Origin of the sequence: Serratia rhizosphaerae (assembly GCF_009817885.1) — a bacterium.
GTDB lineage: Bacteria > Pseudomonadota > Gammaproteobacteria > Enterobacterales > Enterobacteriaceae > Serratia_B > Serratia_B rhizosphaerae.
This window is the reverse complement of the sequence record NZ_CP041764.1, coordinates 109,696-131,274: the sequence shown is the minus strand read 5'-3', so window position 1 is coordinate 131,274 and position 21,579 is coordinate 109,696. Positions and strand designations below refer to the sequence as shown.

The 21,579-nt window shown below is 59.2% G+C and carries 21 protein-coding genes; 18 read left to right on the top strand and 3 right to left on the bottom strand.

The features are described 5' to 3' along the window. The first annotated feature begins 9 nt into the window (after positions 1 to 9). From mltG to ptsG, 5 genes are all read left to right on the top strand, one after another. Entirely contained in the window at positions 10 to 1,029 is a 1,020-nt protein-coding gene (mltG, locus tag FO014_RS00705) for an endolytic transglycosylase MltG (protein ID WP_160027042.1), read from the top strand. Beyond that, positions 1,019 to 1,657, top strand: a complete 639-nt coding sequence (gene tmk, locus FO014_RS00700; protein WP_105230736.1) for a dTMP kinase — start codon at positions 1,019 to 1,021, stop codon at positions 1,655 to 1,657. Before mltG ends, tmk begins: the two co-directional genes overlap by 11 nt. Further along, positions 1,657 to 2,667, top strand: a complete 1,011-nt coding sequence (holB, locus tag FO014_RS00695; protein WP_160027041.1) for a DNA polymerase III subunit delta' — start codon at positions 1,657 to 1,659, stop codon at positions 2,665 to 2,667. Before tmk ends, holB begins: the two co-directional genes overlap by 1 nt. 13 nt (positions 2,668 to 2,680) lie before the next feature. Beyond that, positions 2,681 to 3,457, top strand: a complete 777-nt coding sequence (locus FO014_RS00690; RefSeq protein ID WP_160027040.1) for a metal-dependent hydrolase — start codon at positions 2,681 to 2,683, stop codon at positions 3,455 to 3,457. 340 nt (positions 3,458 to 3,797) lie between these two features. Further along, on the top strand, positions 3,798 to 5,231 hold the full coding sequence (gene ptsG, locus FO014_RS00685; RefSeq protein ID WP_160027039.1) for a PTS glucose transporter subunit IIBC: 1,434 nt from the start codon (positions 3,798 to 3,800) through the stop codon (positions 5,229 to 5,231). Positions 5,232 to 5,403: 172 nt separating this feature from the next. On the opposite strand, the gene zinT is transcribed toward ptsG, so the two are convergent. Together zinT and FO014_RS00675 are read right to left on the bottom strand one after the other, a co-directional pair. After that, on the bottom strand, positions 5,404 to 6,054 hold the full coding sequence (zinT, locus tag FO014_RS00680) for a metal-binding protein ZinT (RefSeq protein WP_105230742.1): 651 nt from the start codon (positions 6,052 to 6,054) through the stop codon (positions 5,404 to 5,406). A gap of 113 nt (positions 6,055 to 6,167) precedes the next feature. Next, a complete protein-coding gene (locus FO014_RS00675) occupies positions 6,168 to 6,914 on the bottom strand; it encodes an SDR family oxidoreductase (protein ID WP_160027038.1) in 747 nt (248 codons plus the stop codon). Between the two features lie 99 nt (positions 6,915 to 7,013). On the opposite strand from FO014_RS00675, the gene FO014_RS00670 reads away from it, so the two are divergent. The 10 genes from FO014_RS00670 to FO014_RS00625 all read left to right on the top strand — a co-directional run bounded on the left by FO014_RS00670 (position 7,014) and on the right by FO014_RS00625 (position 14,615). Next, positions 7,014 to 7,397, top strand: coding sequence for a winged helix-turn-helix transcriptional regulator (locus FO014_RS00670; protein ID WP_160027037.1), 384 nt, complete (start codon positions 7,014 to 7,016; stop codon positions 7,395 to 7,397). A gap of 177 nt (positions 7,398 to 7,574) precedes the next feature. After that, positions 7,575 to 8,021 carry a hypothetical protein gene (locus FO014_RS00665; RefSeq protein WP_160027036.1) on the top strand — a complete coding sequence of 149 codons (447 nt, stop codon included), beginning with the start codon at positions 7,575 to 7,577 and terminating at the stop codon, positions 8,019 to 8,021. A gap of 152 nt (positions 8,022 to 8,173) precedes the next feature. Further along, on the top strand, positions 8,174 to 8,524 hold the full coding sequence (gene hinT, locus FO014_RS00660) for a purine nucleoside phosphoramidase (protein WP_160027034.1): 351 nt from the start codon (positions 8,174 to 8,176) through the stop codon (positions 8,522 to 8,524). Between the two features lie 14 nt (positions 8,525 to 8,538). After that, positions 8,539 to 8,928 carry a YcfL family putative periplasmic lipoprotein gene (locus tag FO014_RS00655; RefSeq protein WP_105230746.1) on the top strand — a complete coding sequence of 130 codons (390 nt, stop codon included), beginning with the start codon at positions 8,539 to 8,541 and terminating at the stop codon, positions 8,926 to 8,928. Between the two features lie 24 nt (positions 8,929 to 8,952). Then, complete coding sequence (lpoB, locus tag FO014_RS00650; protein ID WP_105230747.1) at positions 8,953 to 9,546, top strand: penicillin-binding protein activator LpoB; 594 nt, start codon at positions 8,953 to 8,955, stop codon at positions 9,544 to 9,546. Next, complete coding sequence (gene thiK, locus FO014_RS00645; protein WP_160027032.1) at positions 9,527 to 10,381, top strand: thiamine kinase; 855 nt, start codon at positions 9,527 to 9,529, stop codon at positions 10,379 to 10,381. The genes lpoB and thiK overlap by 20 nt, the downstream gene beginning before the upstream one ends. Before the next feature lie 49 nt (positions 10,382 to 10,430). Beyond that, positions 10,431 to 11,456 carry a beta-N-acetylhexosaminidase gene (gene nagZ, locus FO014_RS00640; RefSeq protein WP_160027030.1) on the top strand — a complete coding sequence of 342 codons (1,026 nt, stop codon included), beginning with the start codon at positions 10,431 to 10,433 and terminating at the stop codon, positions 11,454 to 11,456. Positions 11,457 to 11,521: 65 nt separating this feature from the next. After that, entirely contained in the window at positions 11,522 to 12,064 is a 543-nt protein-coding gene (gene ycfP, locus FO014_RS00635) for an alpha/beta hydrolase YcfP (RefSeq protein WP_105230750.1), read from the top strand. Between the two features lie 332 nt (positions 12,065 to 12,396). Then, entirely contained in the window at positions 12,397 to 13,701 is a 1,305-nt protein-coding gene (locus tag FO014_RS00630) for an NAD(P)/FAD-dependent oxidoreductase (protein ID WP_160027028.1), read from the top strand. Positions 13,702 to 14,063: 362 nt separating this feature from the next. Next, positions 14,064 to 14,615 (top strand): glycine zipper 2TM domain-containing protein, encoded by a 552-nt coding sequence (locus tag FO014_RS00625; RefSeq protein ID WP_201282900.1) that lies wholly within the window; start codon positions 14,064 to 14,066, stop codon positions 14,613 to 14,615. Positions 14,616 to 14,710: 95 nt separating this feature from the next. Here the strand turns inward: FO014_RS00625 and mfd are convergent, their stop codons facing one another. After that, the gene (gene mfd / locus FO014_RS00620; protein WP_160027026.1) at positions 14,711 to 18,187 is read right to left on the bottom strand and encodes a transcription-repair coupling factor; all 3,477 of its coding nucleotides are present in this window, start codon (positions 18,185 to 18,187) and stop codon (positions 14,711 to 14,713) included. A 239-nt stretch (positions 18,188 to 18,426) separates the two neighbouring features. On the opposite strand from mfd, the gene lolC reads away from it, so the two are divergent. Genes lolC through lolE form a run of 3 tightly spaced genes read left to right on the top strand, consistent with a single transcriptional unit; the run spans position 18,427 to position 21,573 of the window. Continuing rightward, positions 18,427 to 19,629 (top strand): lipoprotein-releasing ABC transporter permease subunit LolC, encoded by a 1,203-nt coding sequence (gene lolC, locus FO014_RS00615; RefSeq protein ID WP_105230754.1) that lies wholly within the window; start codon positions 18,427 to 18,429, stop codon positions 19,627 to 19,629. Further along, positions 19,622 to 20,326 (top strand): lipoprotein-releasing ABC transporter ATP-binding protein LolD, encoded by a 705-nt coding sequence (gene lolD, locus FO014_RS00610; RefSeq protein ID WP_105230755.1) that lies wholly within the window; start codon positions 19,622 to 19,624, stop codon positions 20,324 to 20,326. The genes lolC and lolD overlap by 8 nt, the downstream gene beginning before the upstream one ends. Then, positions 20,326 to 21,573, top strand: coding sequence for a lipoprotein-releasing ABC transporter permease subunit LolE (gene lolE / locus FO014_RS00605; RefSeq protein WP_111737259.1), 1,248 nt, complete (start codon positions 20,326 to 20,328; stop codon positions 21,571 to 21,573). The genes lolD and lolE overlap by 1 nt, the downstream gene beginning before the upstream one ends. Positions 21,574 to 21,579 lie beyond the last annotated feature (6 nt).

Sequence of the window (21,579 nt, the reverse complement as noted above, 5' to 3'; positions counted from 1 at the left end):
GGCCGATTAATGAAGAAAGTAAAGTTTGTTGCACTGCTCGTCGTTGTGATTTTGGCCCTGCTGTTCTGGGGCTATCAGAAGGTTGAACGCTTTGCCGATACGCCGCTGGCGATTAAGCAGGAGACTATCTTTAAACTGCCGGCGGGCACCGGGCGGGTGGCGCTGGAAGGGCTGCTGGTGCGCGACAAACTGATCCGCAGCGGCAAATGGTTCCCGTGGTTGCTGAAGATTGAGCCGAAACTGGCGGAGTTTAAAGCCGGTACCTATCGTTTCACCCCGGGGATGACGGTACGCCAGATGCTGGAGTTGCTGGCCAGCGGTAAAGAAGCACAGTTCAACGCGCGTTTTATCGAAGGATCGCGTCTGAGCGACTGGATGAGCATTCTGCAGCAGGCAAAATACCTGAAGCATACGCTGGCCGGTAAAAGCGAGGCGGAAATCGCCGCTGCGCTGGGCATGCCGGAAGGTACGCACCCGGAAGGGCGCCTGTACCCGGATACCTATTCCTATACCGCCGGCATGAGCGATATCGCTCTGCTGAAGCGAGCCCATGCGCGGATGGAAAAAGCGCTGGGCGACGCCTGGCAGAAACGTGACAAGGCGCTGCCGTATAAAACGCCGGAGCAGCTGCTGACCATGGCCTCCATCATCGAGAAAGAGACCGCCGTGGCGGCGGAGCGCGGCAAAGTGGCGTCGGTATTTGTCAACCGCCTGCGCATCGGCATGCGGCTGCAGACCGATCCGACGGTGATCTACGGCATGGGCGCGCGCTATACTGGCACCATTACCCGTAAGGATCTGGATACGCCGACGGCCTATAACACCTATACGATCAGCGGACTGCCGCCGACGCCGATCGCCATGCCGAGCCAGGCATCGCTGACGGCGGCGGCGCAGCCGGAAAAAACGCCGTATCTCTATTTTGTTGCTGACGGCAAGGGTGGGCACACCTTTACCACCAATCTGGCCAGCCATAATAAGGCGGTGCGGATTTATCGCCAGCTAGTGAAGGAAAAGAATGAAAAGTAAATTCGTGGTCATTGAGGGGCTGGAAGGCGCAGGGAAAACCACCGCGCGCGATACGGTGGTCAGCGTCTTGCGCGAGCACGGTATCGACGACATGGTCTTTACCCGTGAGCCGGGCGGTACGCCGCTGGCGGAAAAACTGCGCGACCTGTTTAAGCGTGGCTATGAAGGCGAACTGCCCACCATCAAGGCGGAAGTGCTGATGTTATATGCGGCACGGGTGCAGCTGGTAGAAACGGTGATTAAACCGGCTCTGGCGCGCGGCGCCTGGGTGGTGGGCGATCGCCACGACCTGTCGTCACAGGCCTATCAGGGCGGCGGCCGCGGCGTCGATCCGCAACTGATGGCGTCGCTGCGGGATACCGTGCTGGGTGATTTTCGTCCCGATTTAACCCTGTATCTCGACCTGCCGCCGCTGGTCGGGCTGCAGCGCGCGCAGGCGCGCGGCGCGCTGGACCGCATTGAACAGGAGGCGCTGCCGTTCTTTGAACGCACGCGCGAGCGCTATCTGCAGCTGGCCGCGGCGGATGATTCGATCGTCACCGTGAATGCGGCGCAGACGCTGGAACAGGTCACCGCCGACATTCGTCAATGCGTCAGCGTGTGGCTGCAGCAACAGGAAACGGCCTGATGAATTGGTATCCGTGGCTGAATACGCCCTATCGGCAACTCGTCGGGCAATATGCCGGCGGGCGCGGCCACCATGCGCTGCTGCTGCACGCGGCGGCCGGCAACGGCGACGACGCGCTGGTTTACGGTATTAGCCGCTGGCTGATTTGCCAGCGCCGCAACGGAGAAAAAAGCTGCGGAGAGTGTCACAGCTGCCGCCTGATGATGGCGGGCAGCCATCCGGATTATCACGTGTTGGCGGCGGAAAAAGGGAAAAGCAGCCTGGGTATCGAACCGGTGCGTCAACTGAGTGAAACCCTGTATGCCCATGCGCAGCAGGGCGGCGCCAAAGTTGTGTGGTTGCCGCAGGCGGAACAGCTGACTGAGGCGGCGGCCAATGCGTTGCTCAAAACGCTGGAAGAGCCGCCGGCGCACACCTATTTTCTGTTGAGCTGCCGCGAGCCGTCCAACCTGCTGGCAACGCTGCGCAGCCGCTGTCTGTACTGGCACCTGTCCAGCCCTGATGAAGCGCTGAGCCTGCAATGGCTGGAGCGGCAGGGCATTGCCGGCACTCAGGCCGACCGTCTGACGGCGCTGCGCCTGCATGACGGCGCGCCGCTGGCCGCCGAACGCCTGCTGCAGCCGGAACGCTGGCAGCAGCGCAGCGCGCTGTGTACGGCGCTTGGCAATGCGCTGCAGTCGCAGGATATGCTGCAGCTGTTGCCGCAGCTGAACCACGATGAAGCCGCCGAGCGGCTGCACTGGTTATGTGCGCTGTTGATGGACGCTATGAAGTGGCAGCAGGGCGCTGCGGCGTTTGTGCTCAATCAGGATCAACAGCAGCTGGTGCAGCTGTTGGCGGCGCGGTTAAGCAGCAGCTCGCTGCAGCATAGCGTGCAGCAGTGGCTGCACTGCCGGCATCAATTACTCAGCGTGGTGGGCGTTAACCGTGAACTGCTGCTGACCGAACGCCTGCTGGGCTGGGAACAGATGTTCACAGCCAGCGGCTATACTCATCCTCATTCGCTGTAAAGAGTTAAAAATTATGTTGTTAGTCGATTCTCACTGCCACCTCGACAGCCTGGACTATCAGGCGCTGCACCAAAACGTGGACGACGCGCTGGCGAAGGCCAAAGCGCGCGACGTGGGCTATGTGTTGGCGGTCGCCACCACCTTGCCGGGTTACCGCTCGATGACGGCACTGATTGGCGAGCGCCCTGACGTGGCGTTCTCCTGCGGCGTGCACCCGTTAAACCTGGAAGGGGGCTATGACTACGCCGAGCTGCGCCAGCTGGCGGCGGCGGAGCAGGTGGTGGCGCTGGGGGAGACCGGGCTGGACTATTTCTACCAGAAGGATAACTGGGCGCTGCAGCAGGAGTCGTTTCGTCAGCATATCCGCATTGGCCGCGATCTGAACAAGCCGGTGATTGTGCATACCCGCGATGCGCGGGAAGACACGCTGGCGATTCTGCGTGAAGAGCAGGTGCAGGAGTGTGGCGGCGTGCTGCACTGCTTTACGGAAGACCGGGCGACCGCCGAAGTGTTGCTGGATCTGGGCTTCTATATCTCCTTCTCCGGCATTGTCACCTTCCGTAATGCCGAGCAGCTGCGCGATGTGGCGCGCTATGTGCCGCTGGACCGCATGCTGGTGGAAACCGACTCGCCTTATCTGGCTCCGGTACCGCATCGCGGCAAAGAAAACCAACCGGCCTACGTACGCGACGTGGCTGAATATATGGCGGTTCTGAAAGGCGTAAGCCTGGAAGAGCTGGCCGCCGCCACCACTGCTAATTTTTCTCGCTTATTTCACATCAAACTCTGATTCATGACCTAGGCTTAGGTTGCCGCCGCGATGCGCGGAAATTATTTTAACTCTCGTAATTAATCGGCTGAACGGGTAAGGTTCTTCCCCCGTTCGGCCCGGTAACGGATGTGTATTCACCTTTTTTTACAAAAAACCGCCAATTTCAGAAATAGTACAGGGGTTATTGATTGAAACGTGACTGCCATCAAACAATGTCCGAGGTATTTATTTTACTCTGCGTAAAAATTCAAGGGGTGCTCAGACACCCTGAATTGTAGAGGGTTTCCTTCCTCCTCTGCAGCGCGAAAATCGCGCAACAAGAAGTCGCTAAGCCTATTACTCAGGAGCACACTCAACTATGTTCAAAAATGCATTCGCAAACCTGCAAAAAGTAGGTAAATCGCTGATGCTGCCGGTATCCGTACTGCCTATTGCAGGTATCCTGCTGGGCGTCGGTTCAGCCAACTTTAGCTGGCTGCCCGCGGTCGTCTCGCATGTGATGGCGGAGGCGGGCGGTTCCGTGTTCGCCAATATGCCGTTGATCTTCGCCATCGGCGTTGCGCTGGGCTTCACCAATAACGACGGCGTTTCCGCGCTGGCGGCGGTAGTGGCTTACGGCATCATGGTGAAAACCATGGCGGTGGTGGCGCCGCTGGTGCTGCATCTGCCGGCCGAAGAGATTGCCGCCAAGCACCTGGCGGATACCGGCGTGCTCGGGGGGATTATCTCCGGCTCCATTGCGGCCTATATGTTTAACCGCTTCTTCCGTATCCAGTTGCCGGAATACCTCGGCTTCTTTGCCGGTAAACGCTTTGTGCCGATTATCTCCGGCCTGGCGGCGATCGTGCTGGGTGTGCTGCTCTCCTTCATTTGGCCGCCAGTCGGCAGCGCCATTCAGACCTTCTCGCAGTGGGCGGCCTATCAAAACCCGGTAGTGGCGTTCGGCATTTACGGGGTTGTTGAGCGTTCTCTGGTGCCGTTTGGTCTGCACCATATCTGGAACGTGCCGTTCCAGATGCAAATCGGCGAGTTCACCAACGCGGCGGGCCAGGTGTTCCACGGCGATATTCCACGCTATATGGCGGGCGATCCGACCGCTGGTAAACTGTCCGGCGGCTTCCTGTTCAAAATGTACGGTCTGCCGGCGGCGGCTATCGCCATCTGGCACTCGGCGAAGCCTGAAAACCGCGCGAAAGTGGGCGGCATCATGATCTCCGCAGCGCTGACCTCGTTCCTGACCGGGATTACCGAACCGATCGAATTCTCCTTCATGTTCGTGGCGCCGGTGCTGTATGCGATTCACGCGATTCTGGCCGGCCTGGCGTTCCCGATCTGTATTCTGCTCGGCATGCGCGACGGCACCAGCTTCTCACACGGTCTGATCGACTTTATCGTACTGAGCGGCAACAGCAGCAAAATCTGGTTGTTCCCGATCGTCGGCATCGTTTACGGTCTGGTGTACTACACCATCTTCCGCGTGCTGATTGCCAAGCTGGATCTGAAAACCCCGGGTCGTGAAGACAGCTCTGCTGACCAAAGTGCACAGGGCGGCACGGAAATGTCCGCTGCGCTGGTGCAGGCATTCGGCGGCAAAGACAACATCACCAACCTGGATGCCTGTATCACCCGTCTGCGCGTCAGCGTGGCCGACGTGTCCAAGGTTGACCAGGCCGGTCTGAAGAAACTGGGCGCCGCCGGCGTGGTGGTTGCCGGTTCCGGCGTTCAGGCCATCTTCGGCACCAAGTCCGATAACCTGAAAACCGATATGGATGAATATATCCGTAATCACTGATTCAGACAGGCATCAACGGAGGGAGGCGAAAGCCTCCCTTTTTTATGGGCTATATATTCTGAAAGCTTTTAAATCACGGCAGATAAGATGGAGAAATAGGGAGAAGCACAAGGGAAAGCTAAGCACATGCATTAATGGCCGGTGCGGCGGCGGGCCGAACCGGCCTTAGCCTTCAGTGATGCAGCATTTCGTCCACCACCTGCTTCCCTTCCAGTTGGTACGGGTAATAGGTCGGCCAGTTATCCATCTCCTTCAGCAGCGCCTCCTGAGAGGTATTTCCCATAAAGATATGGTAGTGGGCCGATTTGCGCGGGCCGATAGTATGGTCGCTGAACTGCACGTATTTAGGCGCCTGGCTGCCGGCATCCTGGCATTCGAACAGGTAGCGCACGCCTTTCTTGCCTGACGTATAGGTCAGGATTTTATGGCCGGCATAATCGTATTTGCAGCTGCTGACTTTATCGCCGCGGTGAAATTCCATCACGCCGTTTTCAATGCCTATGGTGTCCACATCTGTGGCGTACCCTTGGCGATAATAGGCTTTCACCTCGGCGAAGGTTTTGCTCTTGTCCTTTTCCGCTTTCTTTTTAAATACCGGGTCGAGATCGCCGTTTAGCAGATAAGGGTACACCGACTGCCAGACGCCATCCCAATCGCTTAGCGTTCTGTCCTGCACCTGCTTATCGTCAAAAACGCCTGCGGCGGCCTTCAGCTCGACGTCCGTCATCGGCTTACCGTGTGAATGATGGGCATGCGCCAGTGCCTGGCTGCTGATAAGCAGCGTTCCCAGCGCGAGCGCCAACTTGCCAAAATGAATCGTCACCGTATATCTCCCAGCGATATAAAAAATGAAAAGTTACAATATAACATAACAATTAACGACGCAACGGTGACGTTGTACACTCAGAGGGCGGACGGAGGTGACTGCCGCTGCGGCTATAAATTGCCTACGCCGCCGTCCATCTGTAGTTCAGTGCCTACCATAAACGCCGACTCATCAGAGGCGAGGAAGACCGCACCTTTGGCTAACTCCCAGCTGGTGCCCATCCGGCCGATTGGCACCAGCGCGCGGATCTCGTCTTTCAGCATTTGTTCATCTTTATCTTGCAGCCCCAGCTTGCCGAAGGCCGGCGTCTCGGTGGGGCCAGGGCTGAGGCTGTTCACGCGGATGCCGCGGGTATGCAGCTCGCCGGACAGGGTGCGCGCCAGCGACAGCAGGGCGGCTTTGCTGGCGGCGTAGACGTTGCTCTGCGGCAGACCGATATGGGCGCTGACCGAACCGCACAGAATAATCGACGCCGGGTTGGCCAGCAGCGGCAGCAGCGCCTGGATCAGGAAAAACGGCCCCTTGAGGTTAGTATGCATCAGGCGGTCGTAACGCTGCTCATCCCACCGCTCCAGCGGCTGGTGGGTGACGTCGCCGGCGTTGATATACAGCACGTCCAGACGCGGCCAGCGCTGTGCCAACTGCTGCGCCAGCTGGCGCTGTTGGGCAATATCCCCGGCGTCATTTTGCAACGCGATCGCTTCGCCCAACTGCCGTTGCGCTTCCTCCAGGCCGCGTGACGAACGGCCGGTTATCGCCACGTTGGCGCCTTCGGCAATAAACTGACGGGCGGTTTCCAGCCCGATGCCGCTGGTTGCGCCGGTAATCAGCGCGTATTTGTCTGCTAATCGTGTCATTACGGTTTCCTCCTGCTGAGCTTGCTGGCATTATTTACGGCAAAACTATCCTTTGCATAGTAGGTACCGAATGGATACTAAGGGGCCGGGAGGTATGAAATGACGGATTCTGCGCATAGCGAGCAGGAAAAAAATTTGACGGCGTTGCCGGCGGTGGGGCAGCCGTGCCCGATGGTGGATTTTGTTAATTTGTTGTCCGGGAAGTGGGCGATACCGATTTTGTACCGCCTGATCCTGATGGATGCGCCGGTGCGCTTTGGTGAACTGCAGCGCGCCGTGGCGCCGATTGCACAAAAGGAGCTGACGCGTCAGTTGCGCCAGTTCGAACGACGCGGTCTGGTGACGCGGCAAATATTTCCGCAGGTACCGCCGCGGGTGGAATACCAGATTACCCCGCTGGGCAAGACGCTGCGCCCGACGCTGGATTCGCTGGCCGACTGGATGCGCAGCCATGCGCCGCAGTTAATTACGGATAAGAAATAGCTTGTTTATATGGGTATTAATTGGCGATAGAGGGAAAATAGCCTTTTATATAACATGAATCCCTAACTTGATGGCTTATTTATTTGTTTGAAAAATAGGCATATTATCCCCTTTTTCCGTATCCCGCTTGTGGGGATGATCCATGGGACCAGTATTGGATTCAACAAGGAATTAATTATGCAAACCGGCATGGTTATTAAATGGGGACATCGGCTACTGACGGTCGTTTTGCTAATACTGGTCGCCGCGCTGGGCGGTTATCTCTATGTTACGACTGCATCGTATGATGACATCCTGTATAGCAAAAAACAGCTGACGGACGAAATGTGGCTCTATATTACCCAGTATCAGCGGGCGGGGGCGACTGACCGCGAGGTTTACCGCTACTATTTGAACCGGGACATTCGTGAGGCGCCGCTGGCGATTCTGCAGCAGAGCGCGCCATTTTTGACGGCCGATCGTCCTGATGCGGTGGTGAAGGGCGACGGAAACCGGGTAAGCATCAACTTCACCGGTAGAGTGTATTCTTTCACCAATTCGGCGTTCTTCTATGGTGATAACAATGCGGTGCCGATGATGCCTACTCTCGACTTTTCGGCGCAGGGGGTTAGCGCCTGGCGTTAAAAGAAAGAAAGGGTGTGCCAGTACCTCACGGGGCCGGGATTGTCTGATTCTGCGCCACTCGATGTAGAAAGTGCGCAATCAGGTTGAAAGCGGTAGAATTTGTCACTCATACTGCGTATACCTTTTTCTTTAACGCTAACAAGGAATTCCAGATGGCCGAAGAAACGATTTTCAGTAAAATTATCCGCCGTGAAATCCCTGCCCATGTGGTGTATCAGGATGATCTGGTGACCGCTTTCCGCGATATCGCGCCGAAAGCGCCGACGCATATCCTGATCGTGCCGAACGTGCTGATCCCGACGGTGAACGACGTGACCAGCGAGCATGAGGCGGCGCTGGGGCGGATGATGACCGTGGCGGCGAAAATTGCCGAGCAGGAAGGCATCGCCGAGGATGGCTACCGCCTGATCGTCAACTGCAATAGCCACGGCGGCCAGGAGGTCTATCATATTCATATGCACCTGGTGGGCGGCCATGCCCTCGGCCCTATGCTGTCACACTGATTGAGGAAGCCGCCATGCGCTATCACAAACCGCTGCGTTGCCTAATGGCGCTGGCGCTGCCCGCCGCGATACTGATGGGCTGCAGCAGCCCGCAGGGGATCGCGGTTAATGAACGACAGACGGTGGTGATGGAGCCATCGGTGCTGACCGCCGGCATTTTGGCCGACAGGCCGGTGGTGAATGATGCCTCCGGTAGGGTGATCGCTACCGCAGTGCTCAGCAATACGCAGCCGACCTCGGTCACTCTGCGCTACCGTTTCTATTGGTATGACGACCAGGGGCTGGATATTCGTCCGTTTGAAAAACCGCGCGCCATTACCATCGCGCCGAATGCGACGGCGCAGGTTTATTCGATTAATGGCAACTTTGATGCCAAGCGCGCGCGCCTGTATCTATTTTTATAATCCTCGGGCCAGTTGGAGAAAATAATGAAAAAGTATCTGTTTGTGGCAGCGGCCGCGTTGGTATTGACCGGTTGTCCACAGCGTCCGCCTGAACAGCCGGAACCGCCGGCGACGATCACGCCGGTGACGCCGGAGGAGACGACGCCGGTACCGGAGCAGCCGGAGCCGCCAACCTCGGAACCGGTGCCGCAGCCGCCGAAGATTCAGAGTTTTAACTGGCTGGGCAGCGTACAGCCGCTGATTGCGCAGATGCTGAAAGCCGATGGCGTGACGCCGGGCAGCGTGCTGCTGCTCGATAGCGTGAAAAATAATACCAACGGTTCTTTGCAGACCGGCAAGGCGACCGCGGCGCTGCACAAGGCGCTGGGTGCCAACCAGACCTTTACCGTGGTGCCGCAGGCGCAGCTGACCAGCGCCAAGCAGACGCTGGGGCTGTCGGCGGAAGACAGCCTGGGTTCACGCAGCAAGGCGATTGGCCTGGCGCGTATTGTCAACGCGCAATACGTACTGTACAGCGACGCCAGCGGCGATGTGAAGTCACCGCAATTGGATATGCAGCTGATGCTGGTGCAGACCGGCGAAATCATCTGGTCGGGCAATGGCGCGGTTAAACGCTGAGGCCGAGCTGCAGCAACTCTTGCAACACAAACTGCCGGCGGTGAAAACCGCCGGTAGTCGTTTCAGCCCGGTAGCCGGCCTGACCGGTGAAAGCTGGCGCATCCAGACCGCCGATGGCGCAGTGCTGCTGGCGCGTCAGCAGGGGGCGGAAAAAGCGGTGCTGGGGGTCAACCGCCGGCGCGAAGCTCGCGTGCTGCGGCGTAGCGCCGGGGCGTTGGGGCCACAGCCGCTAGCGCAAGATCGGCGCTGGCTGGTGGTGGAATGGCTTGCTGGTGACGTTGTCACTAGCGACGGTTTTGAGCATTATCGGCAAGGGGGCGAACTGGCGGCGCTGATTGCCACGCTGCATCGCCGGCCGCGCAGCGGTTATCGGCTGAACCTGCCGGCCCAATACCAATGCTATTGGCAGCAGCTTGACCGGCGACGCATCACTCCGGCCTGGCTGCGCTGGCAACGCCATTTTTTGCAGGCGAAGCCGCCGCGGCCGCTGAAGCTGGCGCCGCTGCATATGGATATTCACCCGGAAAACTTAATAAAACAGCAGACGCGGCTGCGGCTGATTGACTGGGAATACGCCGGCGACGGCGATGTGGCGCTCGAACTGGCGACCCTGTTCCGTTTCAATCAGTGGTCCGCCGCCGCGCAGCGTGAGTTTTTGCAGCAGTACGCTCGCCAGGGCTATCACGACCTGACGGCTCTGGGTCGCCAGGTGCAACGCTGGCTGCCATGGGTTGATTACCTGATGCTGATGTGGTTTGAAGTCCGCTGGCAGCAGAGCGGCGATGCGCAATTTTTGCGTTGCGCCGCAGCGCTGCGCCAGCGTTTTTGTTTATGATCCCTGTTTCTGTATGAATTAATGAAGTGAGGTGGCCGTGGGCCCAGTAATGTTAGACGTCGCCGGCTATGAGCTGGATGCCGAAGAGCGCGAAATTTTACAGCATCCGCTGGTGGGCGGCCTGATTCTGTTTACCCGCAACTACCACGATGCGCAGCAGCTGCGCGAGCTGGTGCGGCAAATCCGCGCGGCGTCCCACGATCGGCTGGTGGTGGCGGTCGATCAGGAAGGCGGTCGCGTACAGCGTTTTCGCGACGGTTTTACCCCTCTGCCGGCAGCGGAGTCCTTTGCCGCCCTCAATAACGCGGCGGAAGCGGGGCGGCTGGCGCAGGAAGCCGGTTGGCTGATGGCGGCGGAGATGATCGCGCAGGATATCGATATCAGCTTTGCGCCGGTGTTGGATATCGGCCACGTCAGTGCGGCGATTGGCGAGCGCTCTTTCCATCAGGATCCGACGCAGGCGTTGGCGATGGCGGAGCGCTTTATTCAGGGGATGCACAGCGCCGGCATGCGCACTACCGGCAAGCATTTTCCGGGGCATGGCGCGGTCAGCGCCGACTCGCACAAAGAAACCCCGCGCGATCCGCGCCCGCTGGCGACCATCCGCAATCACGACATGTCGATTTTCCGCGCGCTGATTGAGCGACGGCTGCTGGATGCGGTGATGCCGGCCCACGTCATCTATACTGAGGCCGATCCGCGTCCGGCCAGCGGTTCGCCGTACTGGCTGAAACAAATCCTGCGTCAGGAGCTGGGCTTTGACGGCATTATCTTCTCTGACGATCTGTCGATGGAAGGCGCGGCGATCATGGGCAGCTATGCCGAACGCGGCCAGGCGGCGCTGGATGCCGGCTGCGATATGATTCTGGTGTGCAACAACCGCGCCGGCGCGGTCAGCGTGCTGGATAACCTGTCCCCGGTCAAAGTTGATAAGCTCAAGCGGCTGTATCATCAGGGACAGTTTACCCGTCAGACGCTGCGCGACTCCGAACGCTGGAAGCAGGCGCATCAGCAGCTGAGCGCGTTGAGCGACCGCTGGGAAGCTTACAAACAGCGCGGCGAGGTTAACCCGTAAGGGCGTCGTAATACGGCGCTGCCGGCGAGGGCCGACCTGGCCCTCCGTTTATTGCGAGGATCCACATGATTATCTATTTGCATGGTTTTGATTCCACCAGTCCCGGCAATCATGAGAAGGTGCTGCAGCTGCAGTTTATCGATCCGGACGTACGCTTTATCAGTTACAGCACCCTGCACCCGCGCCATGATATGCAGCATCTGCTGAAAGAGGTCGACAAGGCGGTGCAGCAGGAAGGAGACCGGCAGGCGCTGATCTGCGGCGTCGGGCTGGGCGGATTCTGGGCGGAACGCATCGGCTTTCTGTGCGGCATCCGTCAGGTGGCGTTCAACCCGAACCTGTTTCCGCAAGAGCATATGCACGGCAAAATCGACCGACCGGAAGAATACCTGGATATCGCCACCAAATGCGTGGCGGACTTTCGTGAAAAGAACCGCGATCGCTGTCTGGTGGTGCTATCGCGCCATGACGAGGTGCTGGATAGCCAGCGCAGCGCCGATCTGCTGCACAAATACTACGAAATCGTCTGGGACGAGCAGCAGACGCACAAGTTCAAGAACATCTCCCCGCACCTGCAACGCATCAAAGCCTTCAAGACCCTCGCGTAACAGTTCCATAACGCACTGCCCGGCCGCGATTATTATCCAAATGAAGGGTAATGCGCGGCTTTTATTATTGCTCTGGCAAATATGTCAGCGGCCAACGGCGGCGCAAAAAAATGTGACCTGACGCTAACTATTTGAATCACAATCGTCAAAAAAGCTCCACGTCCAGCCTTTAAGCAAAAAAGTTTGATATGCATCAATTATGGTATGACCAAATAACCTCCCATGCTATTCTGGCCGCAGATTGCAGGTTTATTTTACGCGAACCCCATGTATTCTAAGGATATTATTTGTTTACCCTTGGATAACAAATGGTTCACATTTAGAGGGTTATTTTGACAATGCCAATCAAGAAAATCGTCATTGTGGGCGGCGGTGCCGGAGGCCTGGAGCTGGCGACCAGCCTGGGGCATAAGCTCGGCCGTAAAAACAAGGCCGAGGTTACTCTGATCGACCGTAACCACAGCCACCTGTGGAAACCGTTGCTGCACGAAGTGGCGACCGGTTCTCTGGATGACGGCGTCGATGCGCTGAGCTACCTGGCCCACGCCCGTAATCACCACTTCAGCTTCCAACTTGGCTCGCTGACCAATATTGACCGGGACAACAAAACCGTCCAGCTGGCGCAAATTTGTGATGAGCAGGGCGACGAACTGGTGCCTGAACGTGAGCTGTCTTACGACATCCTGGTGATGGCCCTGGGCAGTACCTCGAATGATTTCGGCACGCCGGGCGTGAAGGATAACTGCATCTTCCTGGACAACCCGCACCAGGCGCGGCGCTTCCATAACGAAATGCTCAACCTGTTCCTGAAGTTCTCGGCGCAGCCGGGGCGGCAGGAGAGCGTCAATATCGCCATCGTCGGCGGCGGCGCCACCGGGGTTGAACTGTCGGCGGAGCTGCACAACGCGGTGAAACAGCTGCACAGCTACGGCTTTGAGGGGCTGGATAACAGCGCGCTGAACGTGACGCTGGTGGAAGCCGGCGAGCGCATTCTGCCGGCGCTGCCGCCGCGTATTTCCGCCGCCGCGCATCAGGAGCTGAACAAGCTGGGCGTGCGGGTACTGACCAATACCATGGTGACCAGCGCGGAGCACAACGGCCTCAATACCAAAGACGGTGAATTTATTCAGGCCGATCTGATGGTATGGGCGGCGGGCATTAAAGCGCCGGACTTTATGAAAGAGATCGGCGGGCTGGAAACCAACCGTATTAATCAGCTGGTGGTTGAGCCGACGCTGCAGACCACGCGCGATCCGAACATCTTTGCTATCGGCGACTGCGCCTCCTGCCCGAAAGAAGGCGGTGGTTTCGTGCCGCCGCGCGCCCAGTCGGCGCACCAGATGGCGTCACGCTGCGGCAGCAATATTCTGGCGCTGATTAACGGGCAGACGCTGAAGCCTTATGTCTATAAAGACCACGGATCGCTGGTTTCACTCTCTCGCTTCAGCACCGTCGGCAGCCTGATGGGCAACCTGATGCGCGGTTCGATGATGGTGGAAGGACGTATTGCGCGCTTTGTTTATATCTCACTGTATCGTATGCATCAGGTGGCGTTGCACGGTTATATCAAAACCGGCCTGATGATGCTGGTGGGCGGCATCAACCGCGTGATTCGTCCGCGTTTGAAAATGCACTGATTTCACCATATTGCGCTATCCAACCCACGCCGTTGCGACCGCGTGGGTTTTTTTATTTTCGCGTCAGGCTGATGTTTGCCATGCTGGTACAGAGGCAGCATAAAATCGGGCGGTTTCCCGCCACAACCTTAGGATTCTTCCTAAACGAGCCACGATCACACATTTTCCCGCATCTTTGGTTACTTCGTCTTATTGCAGCAACAATAAGGATTGTGCAGACTTTGACGTGTTTACAGACGGCGCAGCACGCACGCCGTAAACCGGGAGGCCCGTGCCGCCAATGCGCAAAATAATAAGCGCGGTGCAACGTTGGTAACACACCCGGAGCAAAATGCGTGGTAACAATTTCAGGAGGATTTCCTGTGAACAAGTCAATGTTAGCCGGTGTAGGTATCGGTATCGCAGCTGCTCTGGGTATTGCTGCCGTTGCCAGTCTGGATGTATTTTCTTCCGGCCCACAATACGCGCAGGTTCTCAACGCCAAGCCGATTAATGAAACCATCAAAACGCCGCGGCGTGAATGCCGCAACGTGACGGTCACCCACCGTGCGCCGGTACAGGATGAGAACCGCATTGCCGGTTCCGTGCTGGGCGCCGTAGCCGGCGGGGTTATCGGCCACCAGTTCGGCGGCGGTCGCGGCCGCGATGTGGCGACGGTGGTCGGCGCGCTGGGGGGCGGCTATGCCGGCAACCAGATCCAGGGGTCGATGCAGAACAACGACACCACCACCCGCGTGCAGCAGCGCTGCAAAACGGTGTACGACAAATCGCAGAAGCTGCTGGGCTATGATGTGACCTACAAGATCGGCGATCAGCAGGGCAAAATCCGCATGGATCACGATCCGGGCACTCAGATCCCGCTGGATAAGAGCGGTCAGCTGATCCTGAACCGCACCGATACCACGCAGGCCTGATGCTTTGACGCCACTTCGGCGTCAAAAAAAACCCGCAGCCAACGTCACCGTCGGCTGCGGGTTTTTGTTTGCCCGCACTGCGGGCTGCGGCTGTTTTACGCCAGCGTATGTTCGCGGCAGGCGTTCAGCAGATCCTCGATAAACTTCAGCCGTTTGGCCCGGTCGGTCAGATCGAGCATAAACTTCAGCTTGGTGGGGCCGTCCAGCCGGTAGATCTGCGGCTGGCTCTGCAGCAGGCCGATCAGGTAACCGGGATCGACGCGGTTCTTTTCGCCGAACTCGACAAAGCCGCCGCGTTCGTTAACCTCAATTCGCTTGATGCCCAGCGTCTGCGCATGCTGACGCAGCGCGGCGCTGTGCAGCAGGTTGCGCGTGGCATCCGGCAGTTTGCCGAAGCGGTCGATCAGTTCCACCTTCAGTTCTTCCAACTCGCCGTCATGCTTGGCGCTGGCGATGCGTTTGTACAGCGACAGACGGGTGTTGACGTCCGGAATGAAATCGTCCGGCAGCAGCGCCGGCATACGCAGTTCCACCTCGGTCTGGCTGCTGGTCAGGTCTTCCAGCGACGGCTCCCGTCCCTGTTTCAGCGCATCCACCGCGCTTTCCAGCAGCTCCATATACAGCGAGAAGCCGATGGTGGTCATCTGCCCGCTCTGGTCTTCTCCCAGCAGTTCGCCGGCGCCGCGGATTTCCAGATCGTGCGTCGCCAGCGCGAAGCCGGCGCCCAGATCTTCCAGCGTGGCGATGGCTTCCAGGCGTTTATGGGCGTCGCTGCTCATCGCTTTCGGATTCGGCGTCAGCAGGTAGGCGTAAGCCTGATGGTGCGAACGACCGACGCGGCCGCGCAGCTGGTGCAGCTGTGCCAGACCGAAGCGGTCGGCCCGTTCGATGATGATGGTGTTGGCGCTGGGAATATCGATGCCGGTCTCAATAATGGTGGTGCAGACCAGAACGTTAAAGCGCTGGTGGTGGAAGTCATTCATCACCCGCTCCAGATCGCGCTCGCGCATCTGGCCGTGGCCAATGGCGATGCGCGCTTCCGGCACCAGCTCCGCCAGCCGTTCGGCTGCTTTCTCGATGTTTTCCACGTCGTTGTACAGGTAGTAGACCTGGCCGCCGCGCAGCGTCTCACGCAGAATCGCTTCGCGCACCACCAGGCTGTCGTATTCGCGCACAAAGGTTTTTACCGCCAGACGGCGCGCCGGCGGAGTGGCGATAATCGACAGATCGCGCATGCCGCTCATTGCCATATTCAGCGTACGCGGGATCGGCGTCGCGGTCAGCGTCAGAATATCTACGTCGGCGCGCATCGCCTTGATGCGCTCTTTGTGGCGCACGCCGAAGCGGTGTTCTTCGTCGACGATCAGCAGCCCCAAATCTTTCCAGCGCAGATCGCTCTGCAGCAGCTTGTGGGTGCCGATAACGATATCGACCTTGCCGTCCGCCGCGTCGTCCAGCACCTGCTGTTGCTCTTTAGCACTGCGGAAGCGCGACATCATCTCAATACGGATTGGCCAGGTGGCGAAACGGTCGCGGAAGTTGTCGAAGTGCTGTTGCGCCAGTAGGGTGGTGGGCACCAGCACCGCCACCTGCTTGCCGTTCTCCACCGCCAGGAAAGCGGCGCGCATCGCCACTTCGGTTTTGCCGAAGCCCACGTCGCCGCACACCAGACGGTCCATCGCCAGTGGCTGGCACATATCGCTCAGCACCGCATTGATCGCCTGTTCCTGATCGGGCGTGGTTTCAAACGGGAACGTCTGGCAGAACAGCTGATACTGTTCGCGGTCGTGTTTAAAGGCGAAACCGGCTTTGGCCGCGCGCTGTGCGTAGATATCCAGCAGTTCGGCGGCGACGTCGCGCACTTTCTCTGCCGCTTTCTGCCGCGCCCGCGACCAGGCGTCACCGCCGAGTTTATGCAGCGGGGCATTTTCATCGGCGCCGCCGGCATAGCGGCTAATCAGATGCAGCGAGGAAACCGGCACGTACAGCTTGTCCTCACCGGCGTAGGACAAAATCAGGTATTCTGCCTTGATGCCGCCGGCTTCCAGCGTGGTCAGGCCGACATAGCGGCCGACGCCGTGCTCAAGATGCACCACCGGCTGGCCGGGATGCAGCTCCGCCAGGTTGCGGATCAGGGTATCGGTATTGATGGTGCGGCGATTATCCTGCCGACGCCGGCTAACGCGTTCGCCCAGCAGGTCGCTTTCGCAAATCAGCGCCCGCTGGCGCATCGCATCGAGGAAGCCGCGTTCGGCGGCGCCGACCATCATATAACGGCCGTTGTCGTCGGCCTGATCCAGCCGCTGAATCAGGCTGGTGCCCAGCTTGATGCGGCCGAGCAGATCCTGCAGCGTCTCACGCCGGCCCTCGCTCTCCACCGAGAAGATCACGCTGCCGTCAAAACCTTCGATAAAGCGGCGCAGGTTATCCAGCGGCGCTTTTTGCTGCGCCTGTACCGCCAGGTCGGGCAGGCTTTGGTAGTCGAGATTGGTGTTGCCCGCTTTGACCGGCAGTGCCTCGGTTTTCAGCGCCACGCGCGGCCAGGCCTTCAGCTCGGCGAACAGGGCGTCGACGCGCAGCCACAGGGTGTCCGGCGCCAGCAGCGGGCGCATCGGGTCGACGCGGCGGCTCTCATAGCGCTGATTGACATCCAGCCAGAAGCGCTCGGCAGCGTTCTCCAGGTTGCCGGTATTAACCAGCAGGGTATTCGCCGGCAGATAGCTGAACAGCGACGGCAGCGGCTGGCTGAAGAACAGCGGCTGCCAGTATTCGATACCGGCGGGCCAGCTGCTTTTGCTGACCTGCTGGTAAATATGTTCGGCGTCGCGGCGTACTTCAAACTGTTCACGCCACTGGCTGCGGAACAGTTCAATAGCGTTTTTATCGGTCGGGAATTCGTGCGCCGGCAGCAGGTTGATCGACTCGACCTCGCTCAGCGTGCGCTGAGTGTCGACGTCGAAAATGCGCAGACTGTCGATTTCGTCATCAAAGAAATCGATGCGGTACGGTTCGTCGCTGCCCATCGGGTAGAGGTCGAGCAGGGCGCCGCGGGTAGCAAACTCGCCGTGCTCCATCACCTGATCGACGCTGCGGTAGCCGGCCTGCTCCAGCTGGGCGCGCAGTTTATCCCGCGACAGCTGCTGACCCTTATTCATCACCAGCGCATGGCCGTGCAGGAACTCATGCGGGCAGACGCGCTGCATCAGCGTGTTGACCGGCAGAATAATAATGCCGCGCGCCATGGTCGGCAGATGGTACAGGCTGGAGAGGCGGGCGGAGATAATCTCCTGATGCGGCGAGAAGCTGTCGTAAGGCAGCGTTTCCCAGTCCGACAGCGTGGTGACCATCTGATCGGTAAACTGCTGGATCTCATCGCGCAGACGCAGGGCGTTTTGCATATCCGGCGCGATCAGCATGATAGGTCCGTCGTGGCGTTCGGCGATTTCGGCGCACTCAACGGCGCAGGCCGAACCGGTCAGCTGACCCAGCTGGCGTAAATCCCCTGCGCGGTTCGGCAGGTCATAGCGGGAGGTAAGTGCTGCGGAACGACTACGGTTATCGGAAATGCTCATCAGGTATCTTTTGATCTGTAAATTGACGGTGATCCGGCGTCGACAGGCGGCGCTTTTGTTTGCTTTATACTAGCCCACTGGCCGGCAAACTGACATAGGCAAATGGGCTTAGTGACGGTTAATTAACCCGCATGCGGCCGCTCTGGCAGAATAAAAGCCGCCGAACGGTTCCCTAATCGGCGCGGAGCCTTTATTATCCATGATCACTTTGCTTAAGCTACGGCCACAAAACGGATTTCATGTATCAACCTGTCGCGTTATTCATTGGCCTGCGCTACATGCGCGGGCGGGCTTCAGACCGCTTTGGCCGGTTTGTCTCCTGGCTTTCCACGATCGGCATTACGCTGGGGGTGATGGCGCTGGTCACCGTGTTATCGGTGATGAACGGCTTTGAAAGAGACCTGGAAAACAACATTCTGGGCCTGATGCCGCAAGCGCTGGTCACCACCCCGAGCGGGTCGGTCAATCCTCAACATCTGCCGGCCTCTGCGGTGCAGGGGCTGCGCGGCGTGACTCGCGTGGCGCCGCTGACCACCGGCGACGTGGTGCTGCAAAGCCCGCGCAACGTGGCGGTCGGGGTGATGCTTGGCGTCAACCCGGATGAAGCCGATCCGCTGACGCCGTTTCTGGTTAACGTCAAACAGCAGGCGCTGCAGCCTGGCGGGTACAACGTCATTCTGGGCGAAGTGCTGGCCGGCAAACTGGGCGTTAAACGCGGCGACAGGCTGCGTCTGATGGTGCCGAGCGCCAGCCAGTTTACCCCGATGGGGCGCATTCCCAGCCAGCGCGTGTTTACCGTGGCCGGCACCTTCCATGCCAACAGCGATGTGGACGAATACCAACTGCTGGTCAATCAGCAGGACGCTTCGCGCGTGATGCGCTACCCGGCGGGCAATATCACCGGCTGGCGCCTGTTCCTGCAGCAGCCGCTGGCGGTCGACAGCCTGAGCCAGCAGGCGCTGCCGCAGGGCGCGAGCTGGAAAGACTGGCGCGATCGCAAAGGCGAGTTGTTCCAGGCGGTGCGCATGGAAAAGAACATGATGGGGCTGCTGCTGAGCCTGATCGTGGCGGTTGCCGCCTTTAATATCATTACCTCCCTTGGCCTGCTGGTGATGGAAAAGCAGGGCGAAGTGGCCATCTTGCAAACCCAGGGGCTGACGCGCCGCCAGATTATGGCGGTGTTTATGACCCAGGGCGCCAGCGCCGGGATTATCGGCTCGCTGCTCGGTACGCTGCTGGGCGTGGTGCTGGCGCTGAACCTGAATACCATTATGCCGGCGCTTGGCGCGCTGATTGACGGTGCGTCGCTGCCGGTGGCGGTTGAACCGCTGCAGGTGACGATCATCGCCGTCGCGGCGATGGCGGTGTCACTGCTGTCCACGCTGTACCCTTCATGGCGCGCCGCCGCCGTTCAACCCGCTGAGGCTTTACGTTATGAGTAACCATCCTTTGTTGCAGTGTGACAACCTGTGCAAGACCTATCAGGAAGGCAATCTGCATACCGACGTGCTGCGAAATGTCAGTTTTGCCATGCAGCCCGGCGAGATGATGGCGATTGTCGGCAGCTCTGGCTCGGGGAAAAGTACGCTGTTGCACCTGCTGGGCGGGCTGGATTCACCGACCTCCGGCAGCGTGGTGTTCAAGGGGCAGGCGATGAATTCACTGTCATCCGCCGCCAAGGCCGAACTGCGTAACCGCGAGCTGGGCTTTATCTATCAGTTTCACCACCTGCTGCCGGACTTTTCCGCGCTGGAAAACGCGGCGATGCCGCTGCTGATCGGCGGCGTTAAGCCGGCGCAGGCGCAGGAGAAAGCGATGGAAATGCTGGCGGCGGTCGGGCTGGATAAACGCAGCAAACACCGTCCGTCAGAACTGTCCGGCGGTGAACGCCAGCGGGTGGCGATCGCCCGTGCGCTGGTGAATAATCCGTCGCTGGTGCTGGCGGATGAGCCGACCGGCAACCTGGATCACCGCACCGCCGACAGCATTTTTGACCTGCTGGGGGAGCTGAACGTGCGTCAGGGCACCGCGTTTCTGGTGGTGACCCACGATCTGCAGCTGGCTAAACGCCTTAACCGCCAGCTGGAAATGCGCGACGGTCATTTGCAGGCGCAGCTGACGCTGCTGGGGGCCGAGTAATGCGCGCATTGCCTCTCTCACTGCTGACGGCGCTGCGTTTTAGCCGCGGTCGGCGGCGCGGCGGCATGGTGTCGCTGATTTCGGTGATCTCCACCATCGGTATTGCGTTGGGCGTGGCGGTGCTGATCGTCGGCCTGAGCGCGATGAATGGCTTTGAGCGCGAGTTGCAGAACCGCGTGCTGTCGGTGGTGCCGCACGGGGAAATCGAACCGGTGAATCAGCCGTTTAACGGCTGGCCGGCGATGATGCAGCGGGTGGAAAAGGTGCCGGGCATTCTGGCTGCCGCGCCGTATATTAATTTCACCGGCCTGATGGAAAACGGCGCCCAGCTGCGCGCGGTGCAGTTGAAAGGGGTCGACCCGGCGCAGGAAGCGAAGCTCAGCGCGCTGCCGAAGTATGTGCAGGGCGACGCTTGGGCCAACTTCAAGGGCGGCGAACAGCAGGTGATTCTGGGTAAAGGCGTCGCCGACGCGCTGGGCGTCAAGCAGGGCTCCTCTGTTACGGTGATGATCCCCAACAGCGATCCGCAGATGAAATTGCTGCAGCCGAAGCGTATTCGCCTGCATGTCAGCGGTATTTTGCAGCTCAGCGGCCAACTGGATCACAGCCTGGCGATGGTGCCGCTGGCCGATGCGCAGCGCTATCTGGACATGGGTGACAGTGTCACCGGCATCGCCATCAAGGTTAACGACGTGTTCGCCGCTAATAAGCTGGTGCGCGACGCCGGCGAGGTGACCAACGCCTACGTTTATATCAAGAGCTGGATCGGCAAGTACGGCTATATGTACCGCGATATTCAGATGATCCGCGCCATCATGTATCTGGCTATGGTGCTGGTGATCGGCGTGGCCTGCTTCAACATCGTTTCCACGCTGGTGATGGCGGTGAAGGACAAGAGCGGCGATATCGCCGTGTTGCGTACGCTGGGCGCCAAAGACGGCTTTATCCGGGCGATATTCGTCTGGTATGGCCTGCTGGCGGGGCTGGTGGGCAGCCTGAGCGGCGTGGTGGTCGGCATCTTTGCCTCGCTGCAGCTGACGAATATCATCAAGCTGATTGAAAAGATGGTCGGTCATTCATTCTTGTCCGGCGATATCTATTTTATCGACTTCTTACCGTCGGAGCTGCACTGGCTGGATGTCGTCATCGTGCTGGCGACCGCTATCGTGCTCAGCCTGCTGGCCAGCTGGTATCCGGCGCGACGCGCCAGCCGTATCGATCCGGCGCGGGTGCTAAGCGGTCAGTGATCGGGT

Coding starts and splice junctions, on each gene's coding strand:
- mltG (WP_160027042.1), top strand. CDS start 10: ATGAAGAAAGTAAAGTTTGTTGCACTGCTCGTCGTTGTGATTTTGGCC.
- tmk (WP_105230736.1), top strand. CDS start 1,019: ATGAAAAGTAAATTCGTGGTCATTGAGGGGCTGGAAGGCGCAGGGAAA.
- holB (WP_160027041.1), top strand. CDS start 1,657: ATGAATTGGTATCCGTGGCTGAATACGCCCTATCGGCAACTCGTCGGG.
- FO014_RS00690 (WP_160027040.1), top strand. CDS start 2,681: ATGTTGTTAGTCGATTCTCACTGCCACCTCGACAGCCTGGACTATCAG.
- ptsG (WP_160027039.1), top strand. CDS start 3,798: ATGTTCAAAAATGCATTCGCAAACCTGCAAAAAGTAGGTAAATCGCTG.
- FO014_RS00675 (WP_160027038.1), bottom strand. CDS start 6,914: ATGACACGATTAGCAGACAAATACGCGCTGATTACCGGCGCAACCAGC.
- FO014_RS00670 (WP_160027037.1), top strand. CDS start 7,014: ATGACGGATTCTGCGCATAGCGAGCAGGAAAAAAATTTGACGGCGTTG.
- FO014_RS00665 (WP_160027036.1), top strand. CDS start 7,575: ATGCAAACCGGCATGGTTATTAAATGGGGACATCGGCTACTGACGGTC.
- hinT (WP_160027034.1), top strand. CDS start 8,174: ATGGCCGAAGAAACGATTTTCAGTAAAATTATCCGCCGTGAAATCCCT.
- FO014_RS00655 (WP_105230746.1), top strand. CDS start 8,539: ATGCGCTATCACAAACCGCTGCGTTGCCTAATGGCGCTGGCGCTGCCC.
- lpoB (WP_105230747.1), top strand. CDS start 8,953: ATGAAAAAGTATCTGTTTGTGGCAGCGGCCGCGTTGGTATTGACCGGT.
- thiK (WP_160027032.1), top strand. CDS start 9,527: ATGGCGCGGTTAAACGCTGAGGCCGAGCTGCAGCAACTCTTGCAACAC.
- nagZ (WP_160027030.1), top strand. CDS start 10,431: ATGTTAGACGTCGCCGGCTATGAGCTGGATGCCGAAGAGCGCGAAATT.
- ycfP (WP_105230750.1), top strand. CDS start 11,522: ATGATTATCTATTTGCATGGTTTTGATTCCACCAGTCCCGGCAATCAT.
- mfd (WP_160027026.1), bottom strand. CDS start 18,187: ATGAGCATTTCCGATAACCGTAGTCGTTCCGCAGCACTTACCTCCCGC.
- lolC (WP_105230754.1), top strand. CDS start 18,427: ATGTATCAACCTGTCGCGTTATTCATTGGCCTGCGCTACATGCGCGGG.
- lolD (WP_105230755.1), top strand. CDS start 19,622: ATGAGTAACCATCCTTTGTTGCAGTGTGACAACCTGTGCAAGACCTAT.
- lolE (WP_111737259.1), top strand. CDS start 20,326: ATGCGCGCATTGCCTCTCTCACTGCTGACGGCGCTGCGTTTTAGCCGC.